Below are 14486 nucleotides of genomic sequence, written 5' to 3'. Positions count from 1 at the left end.
GGCAAGACCCGGCAGGCCGCCAACCACTTCACGGTGATGGGCAGCAAACGGCCGGGGCCAGGTTCGCAAGAACCGGGTATTTTCCAGCCCACCCGTTGTGTCGCGCAAAGCGATGCGCCCGTCGGATTTCGTCCATCCCCTTCGACCTCCCGGTTTTGGTGCCGCCCTTTTGGGGTGAGCGTTGTAGCAGGTCTTGCCTTTGGCCTTTGCACTTTGCGGTGCATCGGATCGTTGGCAGACGCGGTCGGTGGCGATGTTTTTATGCCCCACCGCGTGCCCAAGCTGGTTGCCAACTGTGCAACGGACGGCCGCTGAGGATCGAATCCATGACTTTTGAAACCTTGGGCCTCGACGAGGCCCTGGTGCGCGCCTTGACCGCCGCCGGCTATGAAAACCCCACCGACGTGCAATCGCGAGCCATTCCGGCCGCGCTTGCAGGCCGTGACCTGCGCGTGTGCTCCAACACCGGCAGCGGCAAGACCGCGGCCTTCGTGCTGCCGGCCCTGATGAAGGTGCTGGCCGCTCGCCAGGACCCGGCCCAGAAGCCCAAGAAGGGCGAAGTGCGCGGCCCGCGCATCCTCGTGCTGGTGCCCACCCGTGAACTGTCGATGCAGGTGGCCAAGGCCGCTTCCAGCTACGGCCGTTTCGTCAATTACCTGAGCGTGACCAGCGTGGTCGGCGGCGTGCCCTACCCGGCGCAGCTGAAGGCCCTGCGCAGCCCGCTGGACATCCTGATCGCGACCCCGGGCCGCCTGATCGACCACATCGGCAGCGGCAAGGCCGTGCTGGAAAACGTCGAGATGCTGGTGCTGGACGAAGCCGACCGCATGCTGGACATGGGCTTCATCGAAGACATCGAGCACATCGCCGAGCAGCTGCCCGCCGGCCGCCAGACCCTGATGGCCAGCGCCACCTTCGCCGGTGAAGTCGGCCGCCTGGCCCAGCGCCTGCAGAAGGATGATGTCGAGCGCATCGAGATCACCAACCACACCGAGAAGCACGAGAACATCTCGCAGGAAATCATGTGGGCCGATGACCTCGACCACAAGCATGCCCTGCTGGACCACATCCTGACCGACCGCGACGTCGACCAGGCCGTTGTCTTCACCAGCACCCAGATCGACGCCGACCGCCTGGCCGACCGCCTGAACGAAATGGGCCACTCGGTCGCCGCGCTGCACGGCGGCATGCCGCAAGGCCGCCGCAACCGCGTGCTGCAAGGCCTGCGTTCGCGCCATGTGCGCATCCTGGTCGCCACCGACGTGGCCGCCCGCGGCATCGACGTGCCGACCATCACGCACGTCATCAACTACGGCCTGCCGCTGAAGGCCGAGGACTATGTGCACCGCATCGGCCGTACGGGCCGTGCCGGCCGCTCTGGCCGTGCGATCACGCTGGCCGAGCGCCGTGACGTGTCGATGATCCGCCGCATCCAGCACTACACCACGCTGCCGATCCCGGTCGCCGTCGTGGCCGGCCTGGAACCCAGCCGCCCGGCGCCTGACATGTTCGGCCAGCGGCCGGACCGCGGCGGCATGGGCCCGCGCGGCAAGGGTGGCTTTGGCAACCGTGGCGGTGGCGGCTACCAGGGCAACAAGCCTTTCGGCGGCTTTGCCGGCCCGCGTGGCAACGACTTCGCACCGCGCGGTCCGCGCCCGGAGCGTGGCCCGTTCGACCGTCCGCAAGCTGACCGCCCGCAAGGCGAGCGCAGCTTCGGCGGCGACCGCCCGGCCTTCGCCGACCGCGGCGAGCAGCGTGGCGGTGGCTACTTCGAGCGCAAGGCAGCAAATGCCGGCGGCGACCGTGGTGGCTTCGCGCCGCGCGGTGACCGCGGTGGTTTCGGTGGCGATCGCCCGGCGTTCAGCAATGACCGTCCGAGCTTCAACAGCGAACGCCCGGCCTTCAATGGCGAGCGTCCGTCGTTCAAAAGCGAGCGCCCGGCCTTCAACAACGACCGCCCGGCCTTTGCCGACCGCGGCGAACGCGCGCCCTACGCCGGCAAGCCCGGCGCCAGCAAGCCGCGTTTTGCCAACAGCGGTGACAGCTTCGGCAAGCGTCCCCGGAAGGACGTGTAAGCCGTGCGGGGGTCCACCGTGTCCCCCGCTGCGTAGATGTGGCGGCGCAGCCGTGCCGCCACCTCCGCGTCAAATGGATTGCCGGCCTCGACAAACGCGTTGAACGCGTCGGCATCCAGCACCTCGGCCCACAGGTACACGTAGTAACCGGCGGCATACGCTGAACCGGAGAACAGATGCTGGAAGTGGGCCAGCCGGTGCCGCATGCCAATCGCCTCCGGCATGCCCAGGCGCTGCAGCGCCTCGCGCTCAAAGGCGCTCACATCCGCCGGTCCGTCCGGATCGGTCAGCGCATGGACCTCCAGGTCCACCCACGCGCTGCCCAAATAGCTCACCGTCTCCGCCCCCTGGCCCCAGTGCCGGGCTTTCTGCAGCCGCTCGACCAGCGAATGCGGGATCGGCTCGCCTGTCTGCCAGTGCCGCGCATGGCGCTGCAGCACCTCGGGCTCGCCCAGCCAGTGCTCGAACAGCTGCGAAGGCAGCTCGACAAAGTCGCGCAGCACCTGCGTGCCCGAGAGCCGGTGGTAGGTCACGTCCGACAGCAGCCCGTGCAGCCCGTGGCCGAACTCGTGGAACAGCGTGCGCGCGTCGTCGAACGACAGCAGCGTGGGCTGGCCCGGCGGCGCCTTGACGAAGTTGTTGTTGTTGACGATCAGCGGCCGGCTCACGCCGCGGTTGCGCGACTGGTAATTGAAGCCGCTCATCCACGCGCCAGAGCGCTTGGACTGGCGCGCGAAGTTGTCCTGCAGGAACAGCCCGGCGCTGCGGCCGGTGGCATCGAACATCTCGTAGACCTTGACGTCGGGGTGGTAGCCCAACACGTCAGGCCGCGGCTCGAAGCTGACGCCGAACAACCGCTGCGCGCAGTCGAACAAGGCCTCGACCATGCGCTCCAGCGAGAAGTAGGGCTTGACCTCGGCGTCGTCGATGTCGAAGCGGGCCTGACGCACCTTCTCCGACCAGTAACGCCAGTCCCAACCCATGGGCTCGTGCATCACCCCATGGCTGCGCATCATCGCGACCAGCGCCCCCCGCTCGCGCTCGGCCGCCGGCAAGGCACGTTGCCAGACCTCGTCCAGCAGACCGCGCACTGCAGACTGCTCGCCCGCCATGCTGTCCACCAGCGCGTAGTCCGCATAACTCGCGTGGCCGTGCAGCTGCGCCTGCGCGTGGCGCAGCTGCAGGATCTCGCGCACCAGCTGTCGGTTGTCGGTCTCGCCCGGCACTTCGCCGCGGCCGACCCACGCGCGCCACGCGGTTTCGCGCAGGTCGCGCCGTTCCGAGAAGGTGAGGAACGGCTCGATCAGCGAGCGGCTCAGCGTGATGACCCAGGTCTCGCCTTCCAGCCCGCGCTCGCTGGCCGCCTGGCGTGCAGCTGCGCGCACAAACGGCGGCAGGCCGGCCAATTCGGCCTCGCTGTTCAGCACCAGCTGGTAGCCGGCCTCGTCGGCCAGCACGTTCTGCGCAAAGCGGGTGCAGCGCTCGGCGAGCGACTGCATGATGGCCGCGTAGCGCGGCTGCGCCACGGCAGACAGCCGCGCGCCGGCATGCACGCAATCGGCGTGCAGGCGCTCCAGCAGGCGGCGCTGCTCGGGCAGCAGCGCCAGCGACTCGCGCTGCGCGTGCAGCTTGTCCAGCTTGGCGAACACGCCGGCATGCATCTTCACCGCGCTGTCGTGCGCAGCCAGCGGCGCGGCCATCGTGCGCTGCACCTCGCGCAGCTCGGCTGAAGTCGCCGAAGCGCTGAGGTTGGCCAGCAGCGAGCAAAGCCGGTAGAGCCAGGCGCCCGCACGGTCCAGCGCGGCAACGGTGTTGTCGAAATCTGCCGGCGCCGTGTTCGCGGCAATCGCCTCCAGCTCGGCCAGGTTTTCGCGCATCGCCTGCCGCATCGCCGGCTCGAAGTGCGCGGGCTGCACCTGCTCGAAAGGCGGCAGGCCAAACGGCCCGGTCCAGTCGGTCAACAAGGGATTGGGCGAAGCATTCATGGCGAACAGTCACTCCTTGGCAGCAAACGATGATGCCACCGGCCCAACTGGCTTCTCCGGCCATGGGCTTGTGCCGGCAGGCTTTGGCACCGAGACTCGGCGCTCTGGCCAGGAGGAACCCATGCAACAGAAACCCGCGCAGCCACCGAAGGCTCGCAAGCCATGACGGCAACCCAGACCTTGCAGGTCGGCCTGATCGGCTTCGGCTACGCCGGCCGCACGTTCCACGCGCCCTTGCTGCAGGCGACACCTGGCCTGCAACTGGCCGCGGTGGCCAGCTCTCAAGCCGAGGCGGTCAACACCGTGCTCGGGGCAGATGTGAGCGTGGTGCCGGACGCTGCTGCGCTGCTCGCGCTGCCGCTGGACCTGATCGTCATCGCGTCACCAAACGACACGCACCATCCGCTGGCGCGCGACGCGCTGATGGCCGGCAAGGCGGTGGTGATCGACAAGCCGATGGCGCTGGACCTTACCGAAGCCACCGAACTCGTGGCACTCGCAGCCCGGCAACAACGCTTGCTCAGCGTGTTCCACAACCGCCGCTGGGACGGCGACTTCCTCAGTGCCGCCGCACTGCTGCAGGACGGCCGGCTGGGCCGCGTGGTGCAGGCGGCCTTGTATTTCGACCGCTTCCGGCCCGAGGTCCGCCAGCGCTGGCGCGAATCGGCCGCGCCCGGTGGGGGACTGTGGGCCGACCTCGGGCCGCATCTGCTGGACCAGGCGCTGCAACTGTTCGGCCCGCCAGCCACATTGCAATGCGAGCTGGCCACGCTGCGCGACGGCGCCGTGGCAGACGACTGGTTCCAGGCCCGCCTGGGCTACGTAAGCGGACTGCGCGTGCTGCTTCAAGCCAGCACACTGGCGGCCCTGCCCGGCCCGCGCTTCGAGCTGCACGGCACCTTGGGCAGCCTGCGCATCTGGGGGCTGGACGGCCAGGAAGACGCGCTGAAAGCCGGCCAGCGACCGGACCCGGCTCGCCTGGCCCAATGGGGCCGCCACCCCGGCCATGCAGAGCTCGCGCTGCCGCAGGCCGGCACGCCGGCCGAACTGCAGCCGCCGCAGTCGCTGGCGCTGCAGCAGGGCGACTACACACGCTACTACGCAGGGCTGCGGGACGCCCTGCTGGGCCTGGCCGCCAACCCGGTGCCGCCGGCCGAAGCGCTGGCCGTGATGCAGCTGCTGGACCTGGGCCGCGCCAGTGCCAAGGCTGGCCACGCGCTGCCGGTCACGGGCCTGGCAATCCCGGAGTCGGCAATGCCTGCTGCCACCTAAACTGCGCCGATGCCGAACACCCCACTGGCCACCCCGGCCGAACTCGCCACCTGTTTCTACGACGCCTTTGCCCGGCGCGACGGCATTGCCATGCAGGCCTGCTACCACCCGCAGGCGCATTTCACAGACCCGGTCTTCGACCTGCACGGCGCCGAGATCGGCATGATGTGGCGCATGCTGTGCGCCAATGCACGCGACTTCCGGCTCGAATACAAGCTGCTGAGCAGCACCGAAACCGAGGCCACGGTGCAATGGGAAGCCTGGTACACCTTCAGCAGCACAGGCCGCCCGGTGCACAACATCATCACCGCGAAGATGCAGCTGCAGGAAGGCCTGCTGCTGCGCCATGTGGATGTGTTCGACTTCTGGCGCTGGAGCCGCCAGGCGCTGGGCCCCATTGGCATGCTGATGGGCTGGAGCGGCTGGCTGCAGGCCAAGGTGCGCGCCAAGGCCGCGGCCGGCCTGGCGCAGTGGGAACTCAAGCAGGCCGACGAAGCAAAGAAGGGTTGAAGTTCAGGCCGCCACGCGGAAGCGAGCGGTCACATCCGCCAGTCGCTGCGCCTGGTCCTTCAGGCTTTGCGCCGCGGCGGCGGACTCTTCGACCAGCGCTGCGTTCTGCTGGGTCATCTGGTCGAGCTGGTTGACCGAGCGGCCGATCTCGCCGATGCCGGTGCTCTGCTCGCTGGCCGCATGCGAAATCTCGCGAATGATGTGATCCACGCGCTGCACGCTGCTGACGATCTCGCCCATCGTCTCGCCCGCGTTCTGCACCAGGCGCGCGCCGGATTCGACGCTTTCGACCGACGCGCCGATCAGCGACTTGATCTCGCGCGCCGCACCCGCCGAGCGCTGCGCCAGCGAACGCACCTCGCTGGCCACCACGGCAAAGCCGCGGCCCTGCTCACCGGCCCGCGCCGCCTCCACGGCGGCATTCAGCGCCAGGATGTTGGTCTGGAAGGCGATGCCGTCGATCACGCCGATGATGTCGGCGATCTTGCGCGAACTGGCGCTGATGCTGTTCATCGTCGTCACCACCTGGCCGACCACTTCGCCACCCCGCGCGGCCACCGAAGTCGCGCTGCCCGCCAGCGCATTCGCCTGCCGGGCCGACTCGGCGCTCTGCTGCACCGTGCCGGTCAGCTGCTCCATCGCGCTGGCGGTCTGCTGCAGGTTGCTGGCGGTCTGCTCGGTGCGCTGGCTCAGGTCCAGGTTGCCGGTGGCCACCTCGCGGCTGGCGGTGCCAATCTGTTCGCTGGCCTGCTGCACTTCGCCGACCAGGCGCGCCAGCATGGCCTGCATGCCCTGCAGCTCGGTCACCAGAGCGGTGACTTCGTCCGGGCTGCGGCTGTCCCAGCGCTGCGGCGTCAGGTCGCCGTCGGCCACGCGGCGCGCCAGGGCTTGCGCCTGCTGCAGCGGCCGCAGGATGGACACGGTCAGCGCCCAGCCCAGCAGGGCTGATGCCAGCAGGCCAGCGACCACGCCCGCAAGCAGCAGCGCTTCGCCGGTGCGGGCTGAAGCCACGGCATCGGCCCGCTTCTCTTCGACCAGCGAAGCTTCGTGTTTGGCCAACTCGTCGACCGCCTTCGCATAGGCTGCCGCTGCGGGCCGCAGCTTCTGCTCAATTTCCTCGGTCGACACATGCGAGCCTTCTGCATCGCGCTTGACCAATGCGGTGCGCACGTCGCGGAACTGGTTGCCTGCGGCGTCGATCTGCTTCATCAGCGCCAGCGACTGCGCGTCATCCAGCAGCGATTCGAGGCGCTTGCGCAGCTCGGCAGAGCGCTCCGAGGTGCGCTTGCGGTCGGCGCCCACGCGGGCGGCCAGCGCCTTGTCATCGCTCACCAGCAAGGCTTCGGCGCGGAAGGAACTGATCTCGACGATGGCGTGCAGCTCGCGCGCCAGCAGTGCGCGCTCGGCCGCCACGCCGCCGAGCTCGGCGGCCACGTCCGACAGCACGCGCAGGCGCCAGGCCCCCACCGCAGAGGCCAGCGCCATCAGCAAGGTCACGCCCGCCAGGCACAGCGACAAACGGGCACGCAGCCGGAACTTCAGCAGCAAGGAAATCATGATGCGGTCGCCTGCTCGATGCCTGGGCATCGCCTCCGGCGTCAATATTGGTAGATACCCTGGCTATCGGCTCAGGCTTTCGCAACTTGAGGCTTCGGGCGGCTTGCGCAGCCCAGCGCCTACACTTCGGACCCCGCTCACGTTGGGCGGGCTGTTCCGCTGTCGCACCCCATGGCCATCAAATCCACCGTCTTCAAGGCCCAGCTGCAGATCGCTGACATGGACCGCGCGCTTTACGCCGACCATGCGATCACGCTGGCCCGCCACCCGTCCGAAAACGACGAACGCATGATGATGCGGCTGCTGGCGTTCGCCCTTTCCGTGCCGGCCGACGACTTGCGCGGCAACCTGGAATTCACCGCCGGCCTGTCCGATCCGGACGCGCCGGACCTGTGGCAGAAGGACCTGACCGGCCAGCTGGTGCAGTGGATCGAGGTCGGCCAGCCCGACGACCGGCGCCTGGCCAAGGCCTGCGGCCGCTCGGAAGTGGTCAAGCTGTGGGCCTTCGCCAGCGCCGTGCCCATCTGGTGGCAGGCGCTGGAAGGCAAGGTCGTTCGACTGCCCAACCTGGAGGTCTGGCAGGTGCCGGCCGACCAGAGCAAGGAGCTGGCCACGCTGGCCCAGCGCACCATGCAGCTGCAGGTCACGGTGCAGGAAGGCCAGATCTGGGTCGGTGACGCGAGCCGTTCCATCACGGTCGAGCCCAAGCTGCTCAAGGGCCTGCACGCCAAGCGCTGAACAGGAACCAGGAACCCCAGGCCGACGACAAGCCTCGTCCGCCCCCCCGCCGAACCAGGAAGCGGCATCGTCCTATCATGACGGTTCCGTGCCAGCGCCGATCCGGCGGCTGGTGTTGTACCGCCACAAGCGTCCCGACGATGTCCCACTTCAACCGCCGCCAGGCCCTCGCCCTGTTGGGTGCGGCCGGCACCCCACTGGCCATGGCACAAAATCCCATCTCCGCGGCCGCAGCCGCCGTCGCTCCCACCGCTGTCGCCACCGAGGACCCCTACCTCTGGCTGGAAGACGTGCTGGGCGACAAGGCGCTGAACTGGGTCCGCGAACACAACGCCGCATCGCGCAGCGTGCTCGAAGCCCAGCCTGACTTCGAGGCCACGCGCACCCGGCTGAAGGACATCCTCGACTCGCGCGACCGCATTCCGCTGGTCAGCCGCGAGGGCGAGTACCTCTACAACCTGTGGAAGGACCAGGCCCACCCGCGTGGCCTGTGGCGCCGCACCACGCTGGACAGCTACCGCCAGGCCGAGCCGCAGTGGGACGTGATCCTGGACCTGGACGCGCTGGCCAAGGCCGAGAACGAGAACTGGGTCTGGAGCCGGGCCACGCGGCTGGGCGGCAAGTCCACGCGGGCGCTGGTCGCGCTGTCGCGCGGCGGGGCGGACGCCACCGTGCTCCGCGAATTCGACCTGGCCACGCGGCGCTTCGTCGAAGGCGGCTTCACGCTGCCCGAGGCCAAGTCCGACGTCGAATGGCTGGACGAGAACACCCTTTTCGTCGGCACCGATTTCGGCCCCGGCTCCTTGACCGACTCCGGCTACCCGCGCGTGGTCAAGCTTTGGAAGCGCGGCGAGCCGCTGTCGGCCGCGCGCACGGTCTACGAGGCGCAGAAGACCGACGTCGCGGCCTCGATCTCGGTCGACCACACGCCTGGCTTCGAGCGCGTGGTCTTCGGCCGCGCGCCCGACTTCTTCACCGACGAACTGGTGCTCTGGCACGACGGCAAGAGCACGCCGATCGCCAAGCCGGCCGATGCCCAGATCTCGTTCTGGCGCGATGCGCTGCTGATCAAGCTGCGCAGCGATTGGGCCGTGGGTGGCAGCACCTGGGCCAGCGGCTCGCTGCTGATGGCCCCGGCCGAGGCCTACCTGCGCGGCGAGCGCCAGTTCACCGCACTGTTCACGCCCACCGCCACCCGCTCGCTGGAAGGCTGGTCGACCACCCGCAGCCAGGTGCTGCTGGACGTGCTGGACAACGTGGCCAACCGTGTCGTCGCCTGGCGCAAGGTGGCGAATGAAAAAGGTGGGGAATGGCAGCAGCGCGAGCTGAAGACGCCCTTCCCCGGCGCACTGCAGGTCCAGCCGCTGCACGACCCGCAGGTGGCAGACGACCCGCTGGCCGAGCACTTCTTCGTCTCGTACGTCGACTTCCTGACGCCCGACTCGCTTTACCTCGGCCGCGCCGACCAGGACCAGCTGGAGCGCATCAAGGCGCGCCCTGCGTTTTTCGACACCGCCGGCATGCGCGTCGAGCAGCGTTTTGCCAAGTCCAAGGACGGCACCAGGGTGCCCTACTTCGTGGTCTGGCCGCAGGGCGCGATTGCCAACGGCAAGAACCCCACGCTGCTCTACGGCTACGGTGGCTTCGAGGTCTCGATGCAGCCCTGGTACTCGGCCAGCTGGGGCCATGGCTGGCTGCGCAAGGGCGGCGTGCTGGTGGTGGCCAACATCCGCGGCGGCGGCGAGTTCGGCCCGGCCTGGCACCAGGCGGCCATCAAGTCGCACAAGCAGAAGAGCTACGACGACTTCATCGCCGTTGCCGAAGACCTGCTGGCCAACAACATCACGACCCGCCAGCAACTGGGCATCCAGGGCGGCAGCAACGGCGGCCTGCTGGTCGGCGCGGTGATGATGCAGCGGCCGGACCTGTTCAACGCCATGGTCTGCCAGGTGCCGCTGCTGGACATGAAGCGCTTCAACAAGCTGCTGGCCGGCGCCAGCTGGATGGGCGAATACGGCAACCCCGACGACCCGGCCGAATGGAGTTTCATCTCCAAGTACAGCCCGTACCAGAACGTGCACCAGAAGACCCACTACCCGCGGGTCTTCTTCGTCACCTCCACGCGCGACGACCGCGTCCACCCCGGGCATGCGCGCAAGATGGCGGCCCGCATGATGGCGCAGGGCCACCCGGTGCTGTACTACGAGAACATCGAAGGCGGCCACGGCGGTGCGGCCGACAACGCCCAGCTGGCCGACCGCCAGGCGCTGGAATTTGCGTATTTGTGGGCCCAGCTGGGCAGCCCGGCCAAGGCAGGCACGGGAAGCTGAACTGCCGGTGACAACCGGCGTCGGCGCCCGAACCAGGCGCCGACCCCTGGCTCAAGTCAGGCAGCTGCGGGGCCGATAGACGGACAACATGTCCGTGCCCGCCTGCCTGTCCACGCTGTTCGCCTCGCTGAAGTTCCGCCTCACGGCCATCGCCGTGCTGGTGCTGGCGCTGGGCATTGGCTTGATCACGGTGCAGCTGACCCAGCACGCCGAGCGCGACCTGCTGCAGATGCAACGCCAGCGCGAGCTGGACGGCGTGGTGCGCAGCGCCGCGGTGCTGTCGCGCCGTTGCGTGGAATTGCAGCGTGCACTGCGCGCCAGCGCCAGCCTGCTGGACGAGGCCACGCTGGCCGATCCGCAGCGGCTGGCCAGCGCCCTCCATGCCACGCCCGCACTGCGCGAGCTGTTCAGCTATGTGTTCGTGGCCGATGCCAATGGCAAGGTGCTGCTGGTTGCCGACAGCCAGGGCCTGCGCCATCCGCAGGTGTGGATCGGCGACCGCGACTATTTCCAGACCGCCATCACCCAGGCCAGGCCCGCCATCTCCGAGCCGCTGCCCGACCGCGTGCTGGGCCAGCCCGTCGTGGCGCTGGTGCATCCGTTGACCGACATCGGCAGCGGCCGGGTGCATGGCGTGATCGGCGGCGCGATGAAGCTGGCCAGCCGCGAGCTGCTGTCGGACCTGGTCGAAAGCACCAACGGCAACGCAGGCGACACCGGTGCCACCGTGATCGTCACCGATGCCAACGGCCGCATCCTCGCCCACCCCGAGCCGCGCCGCCTGCTCGGCCAGCTGCGCGAGGAGCCCGGGCTGCGCGAGGCGACGGAAGCCTGGTGGGCCAGCGGCGCACCGGTCGAGCCCAGCGGGCTCAGCCTGCCGCAAGCCGGCCAGATGGTCAGCAATGCCGGCGTGCCCGGGCCGGACTGGGTGGTCTGGCGCCTGTTGCCGGAAGAAGCCTTGCTCGCGCCGCTGCACCAGGCGCGCAGGGAAGCGCTGCAATGGGCTGGCGCCTTGGTGCTGCTGCTGGGCGCCTGCCTGCTGCTGGTGGTGGCCTGGCTGCTGCAGCCGCTGACGCTGCTGCGCCGCCGCGCGCTGCGCTTGTTCGAGCCCGGCGACCATGCGGCCGGCGACTGGCCGGCGCTGAACGGCGAGATCGGCCAGCTGAGCCAGGTGCTGCGCCAGGTCAGCACGGCGCGCGAGCAGGTCGAGCACCTGAACCGCGAGGTGCTGGTCAAGCTGCGCTCGGTGATGAACGCCTCGCCGCTGGGGATCGCGGTGAGCCGGGACGGCAAGGCCGAGATGGTGAGCGACGAGTTCTGCCGGCTGTTCGGCCGCCCGCGCGAGGCGCTGCTGGGCAGCACGCCGGAAATCGTCTTCGGCGCCGAACCGGACTGGCAGCGCGCCAGAGCCGAGTCCGAGGCGGCCTTCCGCAACGGCCAGCGCTACCAGGGCGACTGGCAGCTGCGCCGGGCCGATGGCAGCCTGTTCTGGGCCCGGCTGCACGGCCGGTTGGTCGACGAGCACCAGCTGCGCGCCGGCACCGTCTGGACGGTGTCCGACATTTCCAGCGAAGTGGCCGAGCGTGAGCAACTCGCCTGGTCCGCCAGCCACGATCTGCTGACTGGCCTGGCCAACCGCCGCGCCTTCCTGCAGCGCGCCAACCGGCTGCTGGCCGAGCGCCCGGCCAGCCTGGCCGCGGCGCTGCTGGTGATCGACCTGGACCGCTTCAAGCCGATCAACGACACGGCCGGACATGCCGCTGGCGATGCAATGCTGAAGGCGGTGGCCGCGGCCATCGGCCAGCAGGTGCGCGGCAGCGACCTGGTGGTGCGCCTGGGCGGCGACGAATTCGGCGTGCTGCTGCCCAGCTGCCCGCCCGAAGCCGCGCAACGCGTGGCCGGCCACATCCGCGAAGCGGTCGACGGCATCGTGCTGCCCTGGGGCGTGCAACAGCTGCGCGTGGGCGCCAGCCTCGGCCTGGCGATGCTGGACAGCGACACGCTGGACACCGCCGACTGGCTGCACCAGGCCGACATCGCCTGCTACGCCGACAAGGCCGAGCGCAAGCGTGAGGACCGCCAGGACCGCGAAGTCGCCGAGTTGCCGGCACCGCCGACGCTGCGCATCGTCGGCAAGGGCTGAAGCCGCTCAGCGCTTGGTCGCCTCGCCCTCGCGCTCCTGCAACAGCCGCCACATCACCTTGCCCGAACCGCTCTTGGGCAGCGTGTCGACAAACTCGACCACGCGCGGCGCCTTGTAGGCCGCCATGTGCTCGTGCGCCCAGTCGATGATGGCCTGCTCGCTGGTCGCGCCCCTGGCCTCGGCCCGCAGCACGATGATGGCCTTGACCGTCTCGCCACGGTAGGCGTCCCTGGCCGAGATCACGCAGGCCTCGGCCACCGCCGGGTGGCGGTACAGCAGCAGCTCCACCTCAGAGGGCCAGACCTTGAAGCCGCTGGCATTGATCATGCGCTTGAGCCGGTCGGTGATGAAGAAGTAGCCGTCCTCGTCGACCCGTCCCAGATCGCCGGTGCGGAAGAAGCGCTTGCCGCCCAGCTCGATGAAGGCCGCGCGTGTCGCCTCCGGGTGTTTCCAGTAGCCCTTGAAGACCATGGGCCCGTGCGTCACGATCTCGCCGACCTCGCCTTGCGGCAGCAGCGCCAGCGTGTCCGGGTCGATGACCCGCGAATCCACGCCGAAGATCGGCATGCCCAGGCATTGCAGCTTGGAGCGCTCGGGCGGGTTGCCGTGCGAAGGCGCGGCGGTTTCGGTCAGGCCGTAGCCTTCGGAGAACGTCAGGCCGTATTCCTTCAGCAGCCGCTCGGCCACCGCCTGCGGCATGGCCGCGCCGCCGCCGGAGAGATACACGAGGCTGGACAGGTCGAACTGGTGATGGTTCGGGCTGTTGAACAGGTCGATGATCATCGTCGGGATGCAGGTCCAGTGCGTGATCCTGTATTGCGAGATCAGCCTGCCGGCCAGCTCGCGGTCCCAGCGCGGCAGCAGGACCACCGTGGTGCCGCCATACACCGGTGCCAGCACGTTGTAGAGCATGCCGGTGATGTGGAACATCGGCACCACGCCCAGGCTGACCGACTCGGCACCGGCGTAGCCCCAGATGCCGCCGCCGCAGGTGTTGGACATCAGCGTGCGGTGCGTGTGCATGCAGCCCTTGGGCAGGCCGGTGGTGCCCGAGGTGTAGGGCAGCAGCGCCAGGTCGTCTGGCAAGGCGGTGGCCGGCCCGGTCGGGTGCAGGCCGGCGCCCAGCGCCTCTTCCCAGCGGTAGGCGCCGGCCGGCAGCGGCGGGTCGGCGCGCAGCCAGGCTTCGATGGCCGGCTGCGGTGCCAGCGCAGCCGGGATCTGCGCAGGCAGCATGTCCGAATAACGCGTCACCAGCAGGGTCTGCAATTGCTGCTGCGGCGGCAGCGCGGCGTTGGCCTCGGCGACGATGGCCGCGCCGTCGGCACCGCAGATCACCGCCTTGGTGTCCGGGTCGCTGATGTAGTGGCCGAACTCCTCCACCCGGTTCATCGGGTTGACCGGCACCACCACCGCGTCGCAGCGCATCACCGCGTAGAAGGCGATCACGAACTGCGGGCAGTTCTGCAGGAACAGCGCCACGCGGTCGCCCTTGCCAATGCCCTGGGCCTGCAGCCAGCCGGCCAGCGCCTCGGCCTGCTGCTTGAGCTGGCCATAGCTCAGCGCCTGGCCGAAGAACAGGTTGGCCGCCCGGTTCGGGAAGCGCGCGGCGGTCACTTCCAGGTTGAACCACAGGTTGACCTCGGGCACCACCAGCGACTTGGGCAGGCGCCGCGGCCAGTGCTTCAGGTGCGGCAACTCGGGCAGGGCCGTGGCCTGCGCCTCGGGGATGGCGATGGAATCGGCAGTCTTCATGGCGTGTCCATGCGGGAAGTCGAAGAAGCGGAAGATGCGGAAGAAGCGGTGGCGCGGTGCTGAGACCGCGCGCAGCACACGGGCTGCCGCGATCGGCCCAGCGTAGCGGCGCTGCCGCGGTGCC

At 69.2% G+C, this 14486-nt stretch carries 9 protein-coding genes; 6 read left to right on the top strand and 3 right to left on the bottom strand.

Going from position 1 to position 14486, the window contains the following annotated elements; translation table 11 throughout:
* The first annotated feature begins 326 nt into the window (after nucleotides 1–326).
* Entirely contained in the window at nucleotides 327–2075 is a 1749-nt protein-coding gene (locus AC3WR5_RS23800; RefSeq protein ID WP_231012752.1) for a DEAD/DEAH box helicase, read from the top strand.
* Here the strand turns inward: AC3WR5_RS23800 and AC3WR5_RS23795 are convergent.
* Entirely contained in the window at nucleotides 1991–4060 is a 2070-nt protein-coding gene (locus AC3WR5_RS23795) for a M3 family metallopeptidase (protein WP_492487631.1), read from the bottom strand. The two genes, AC3WR5_RS23800 and AC3WR5_RS23795, sit on opposite strands and share 85 nt — an antisense overlap.
* 162 nt (nucleotides 4061–4222) lie before the next feature.
* On the opposite strand from AC3WR5_RS23795, the gene AC3WR5_RS23790 reads away from it, so the two are divergent.
* Nucleotides 4223–5332: an oxidoreductase gene (locus AC3WR5_RS23790; RefSeq protein WP_492487629.1), complete on the top strand. Its 1110-nt coding sequence runs from the start codon at nucleotides 4223–4225 to the stop codon at nucleotides 5330–5332.
* Nucleotides 5333–5341: 9 nt separating this feature from the next.
* On the top strand, nucleotides 5342–5842 hold the full coding sequence (locus AC3WR5_RS23785; RefSeq protein ID WP_492487628.1) for a nuclear transport factor 2 family protein: 501 nt from the start codon (nucleotides 5342–5344) through the stop codon (nucleotides 5840–5842).
* 3 nt (nucleotides 5843–5845) lie between these two features.
* Here the strand turns inward: AC3WR5_RS23785 and AC3WR5_RS23780 are convergent, their stop codons facing one another.
* The gene (locus AC3WR5_RS23780) at nucleotides 5846–7399 is read right to left on the bottom strand and encodes a methyl-accepting chemotaxis protein (protein WP_492487626.1); all 1554 of its coding nucleotides are present in this window, start codon (nucleotides 7397–7399) and stop codon (nucleotides 5846–5848) included.
* Nucleotides 7400–7570: 171 nt separating this feature from the next.
* Here AC3WR5_RS23780 and AC3WR5_RS23775 point away from each other — a divergent pair, with 171 nt between their 5' ends.
* From AC3WR5_RS23775 to AC3WR5_RS23765, 3 genes are all read left to right on the top strand, one after another.
* Nucleotides 7571–8137 (top strand): YaeQ family protein, encoded by a 567-nt coding sequence (locus AC3WR5_RS23775; RefSeq protein ID WP_141289077.1) that lies wholly within the window; start codon nucleotides 7571–7573, stop codon nucleotides 8135–8137.
* 140 nt (nucleotides 8138–8277) lie between these two features.
* Complete coding sequence (locus AC3WR5_RS23770) at nucleotides 8278–10467, top strand: prolyl oligopeptidase family serine peptidase (protein WP_492487624.1); 2190 nt, start codon at nucleotides 8278–8280, stop codon at nucleotides 10465–10467.
* Between the two features lie 88 nt (nucleotides 10468–10555).
* Nucleotides 10556–12610 (top strand): sensor domain-containing diguanylate cyclase, encoded by a 2055-nt coding sequence (locus AC3WR5_RS23765; protein WP_492487621.1) that lies wholly within the window; start codon nucleotides 10556–10558, stop codon nucleotides 12608–12610.
* A 6-nt stretch (nucleotides 12611–12616) separates the two neighbouring features.
* Here the strand turns inward: AC3WR5_RS23765 and AC3WR5_RS23760 are convergent, their stop codons facing one another.
* Nucleotides 12617–14362: a long-chain fatty acid--CoA ligase gene (locus AC3WR5_RS23760; RefSeq protein WP_492487620.1), complete on the bottom strand. Its 1746-nt coding sequence runs from the start codon at nucleotides 14360–14362 to the stop codon at nucleotides 12617–12619.
* Nucleotides 14363–14486: the final 124 nt, after the last annotated feature.

The sequence above is a fragment of the Ideonella sp. FW305-24 genome (assembly GCF_058788035.1).
Note: the sequence above shows the minus strand (reverse complement) of the source record. Positions and strands in the feature narration are given on the sequence as shown.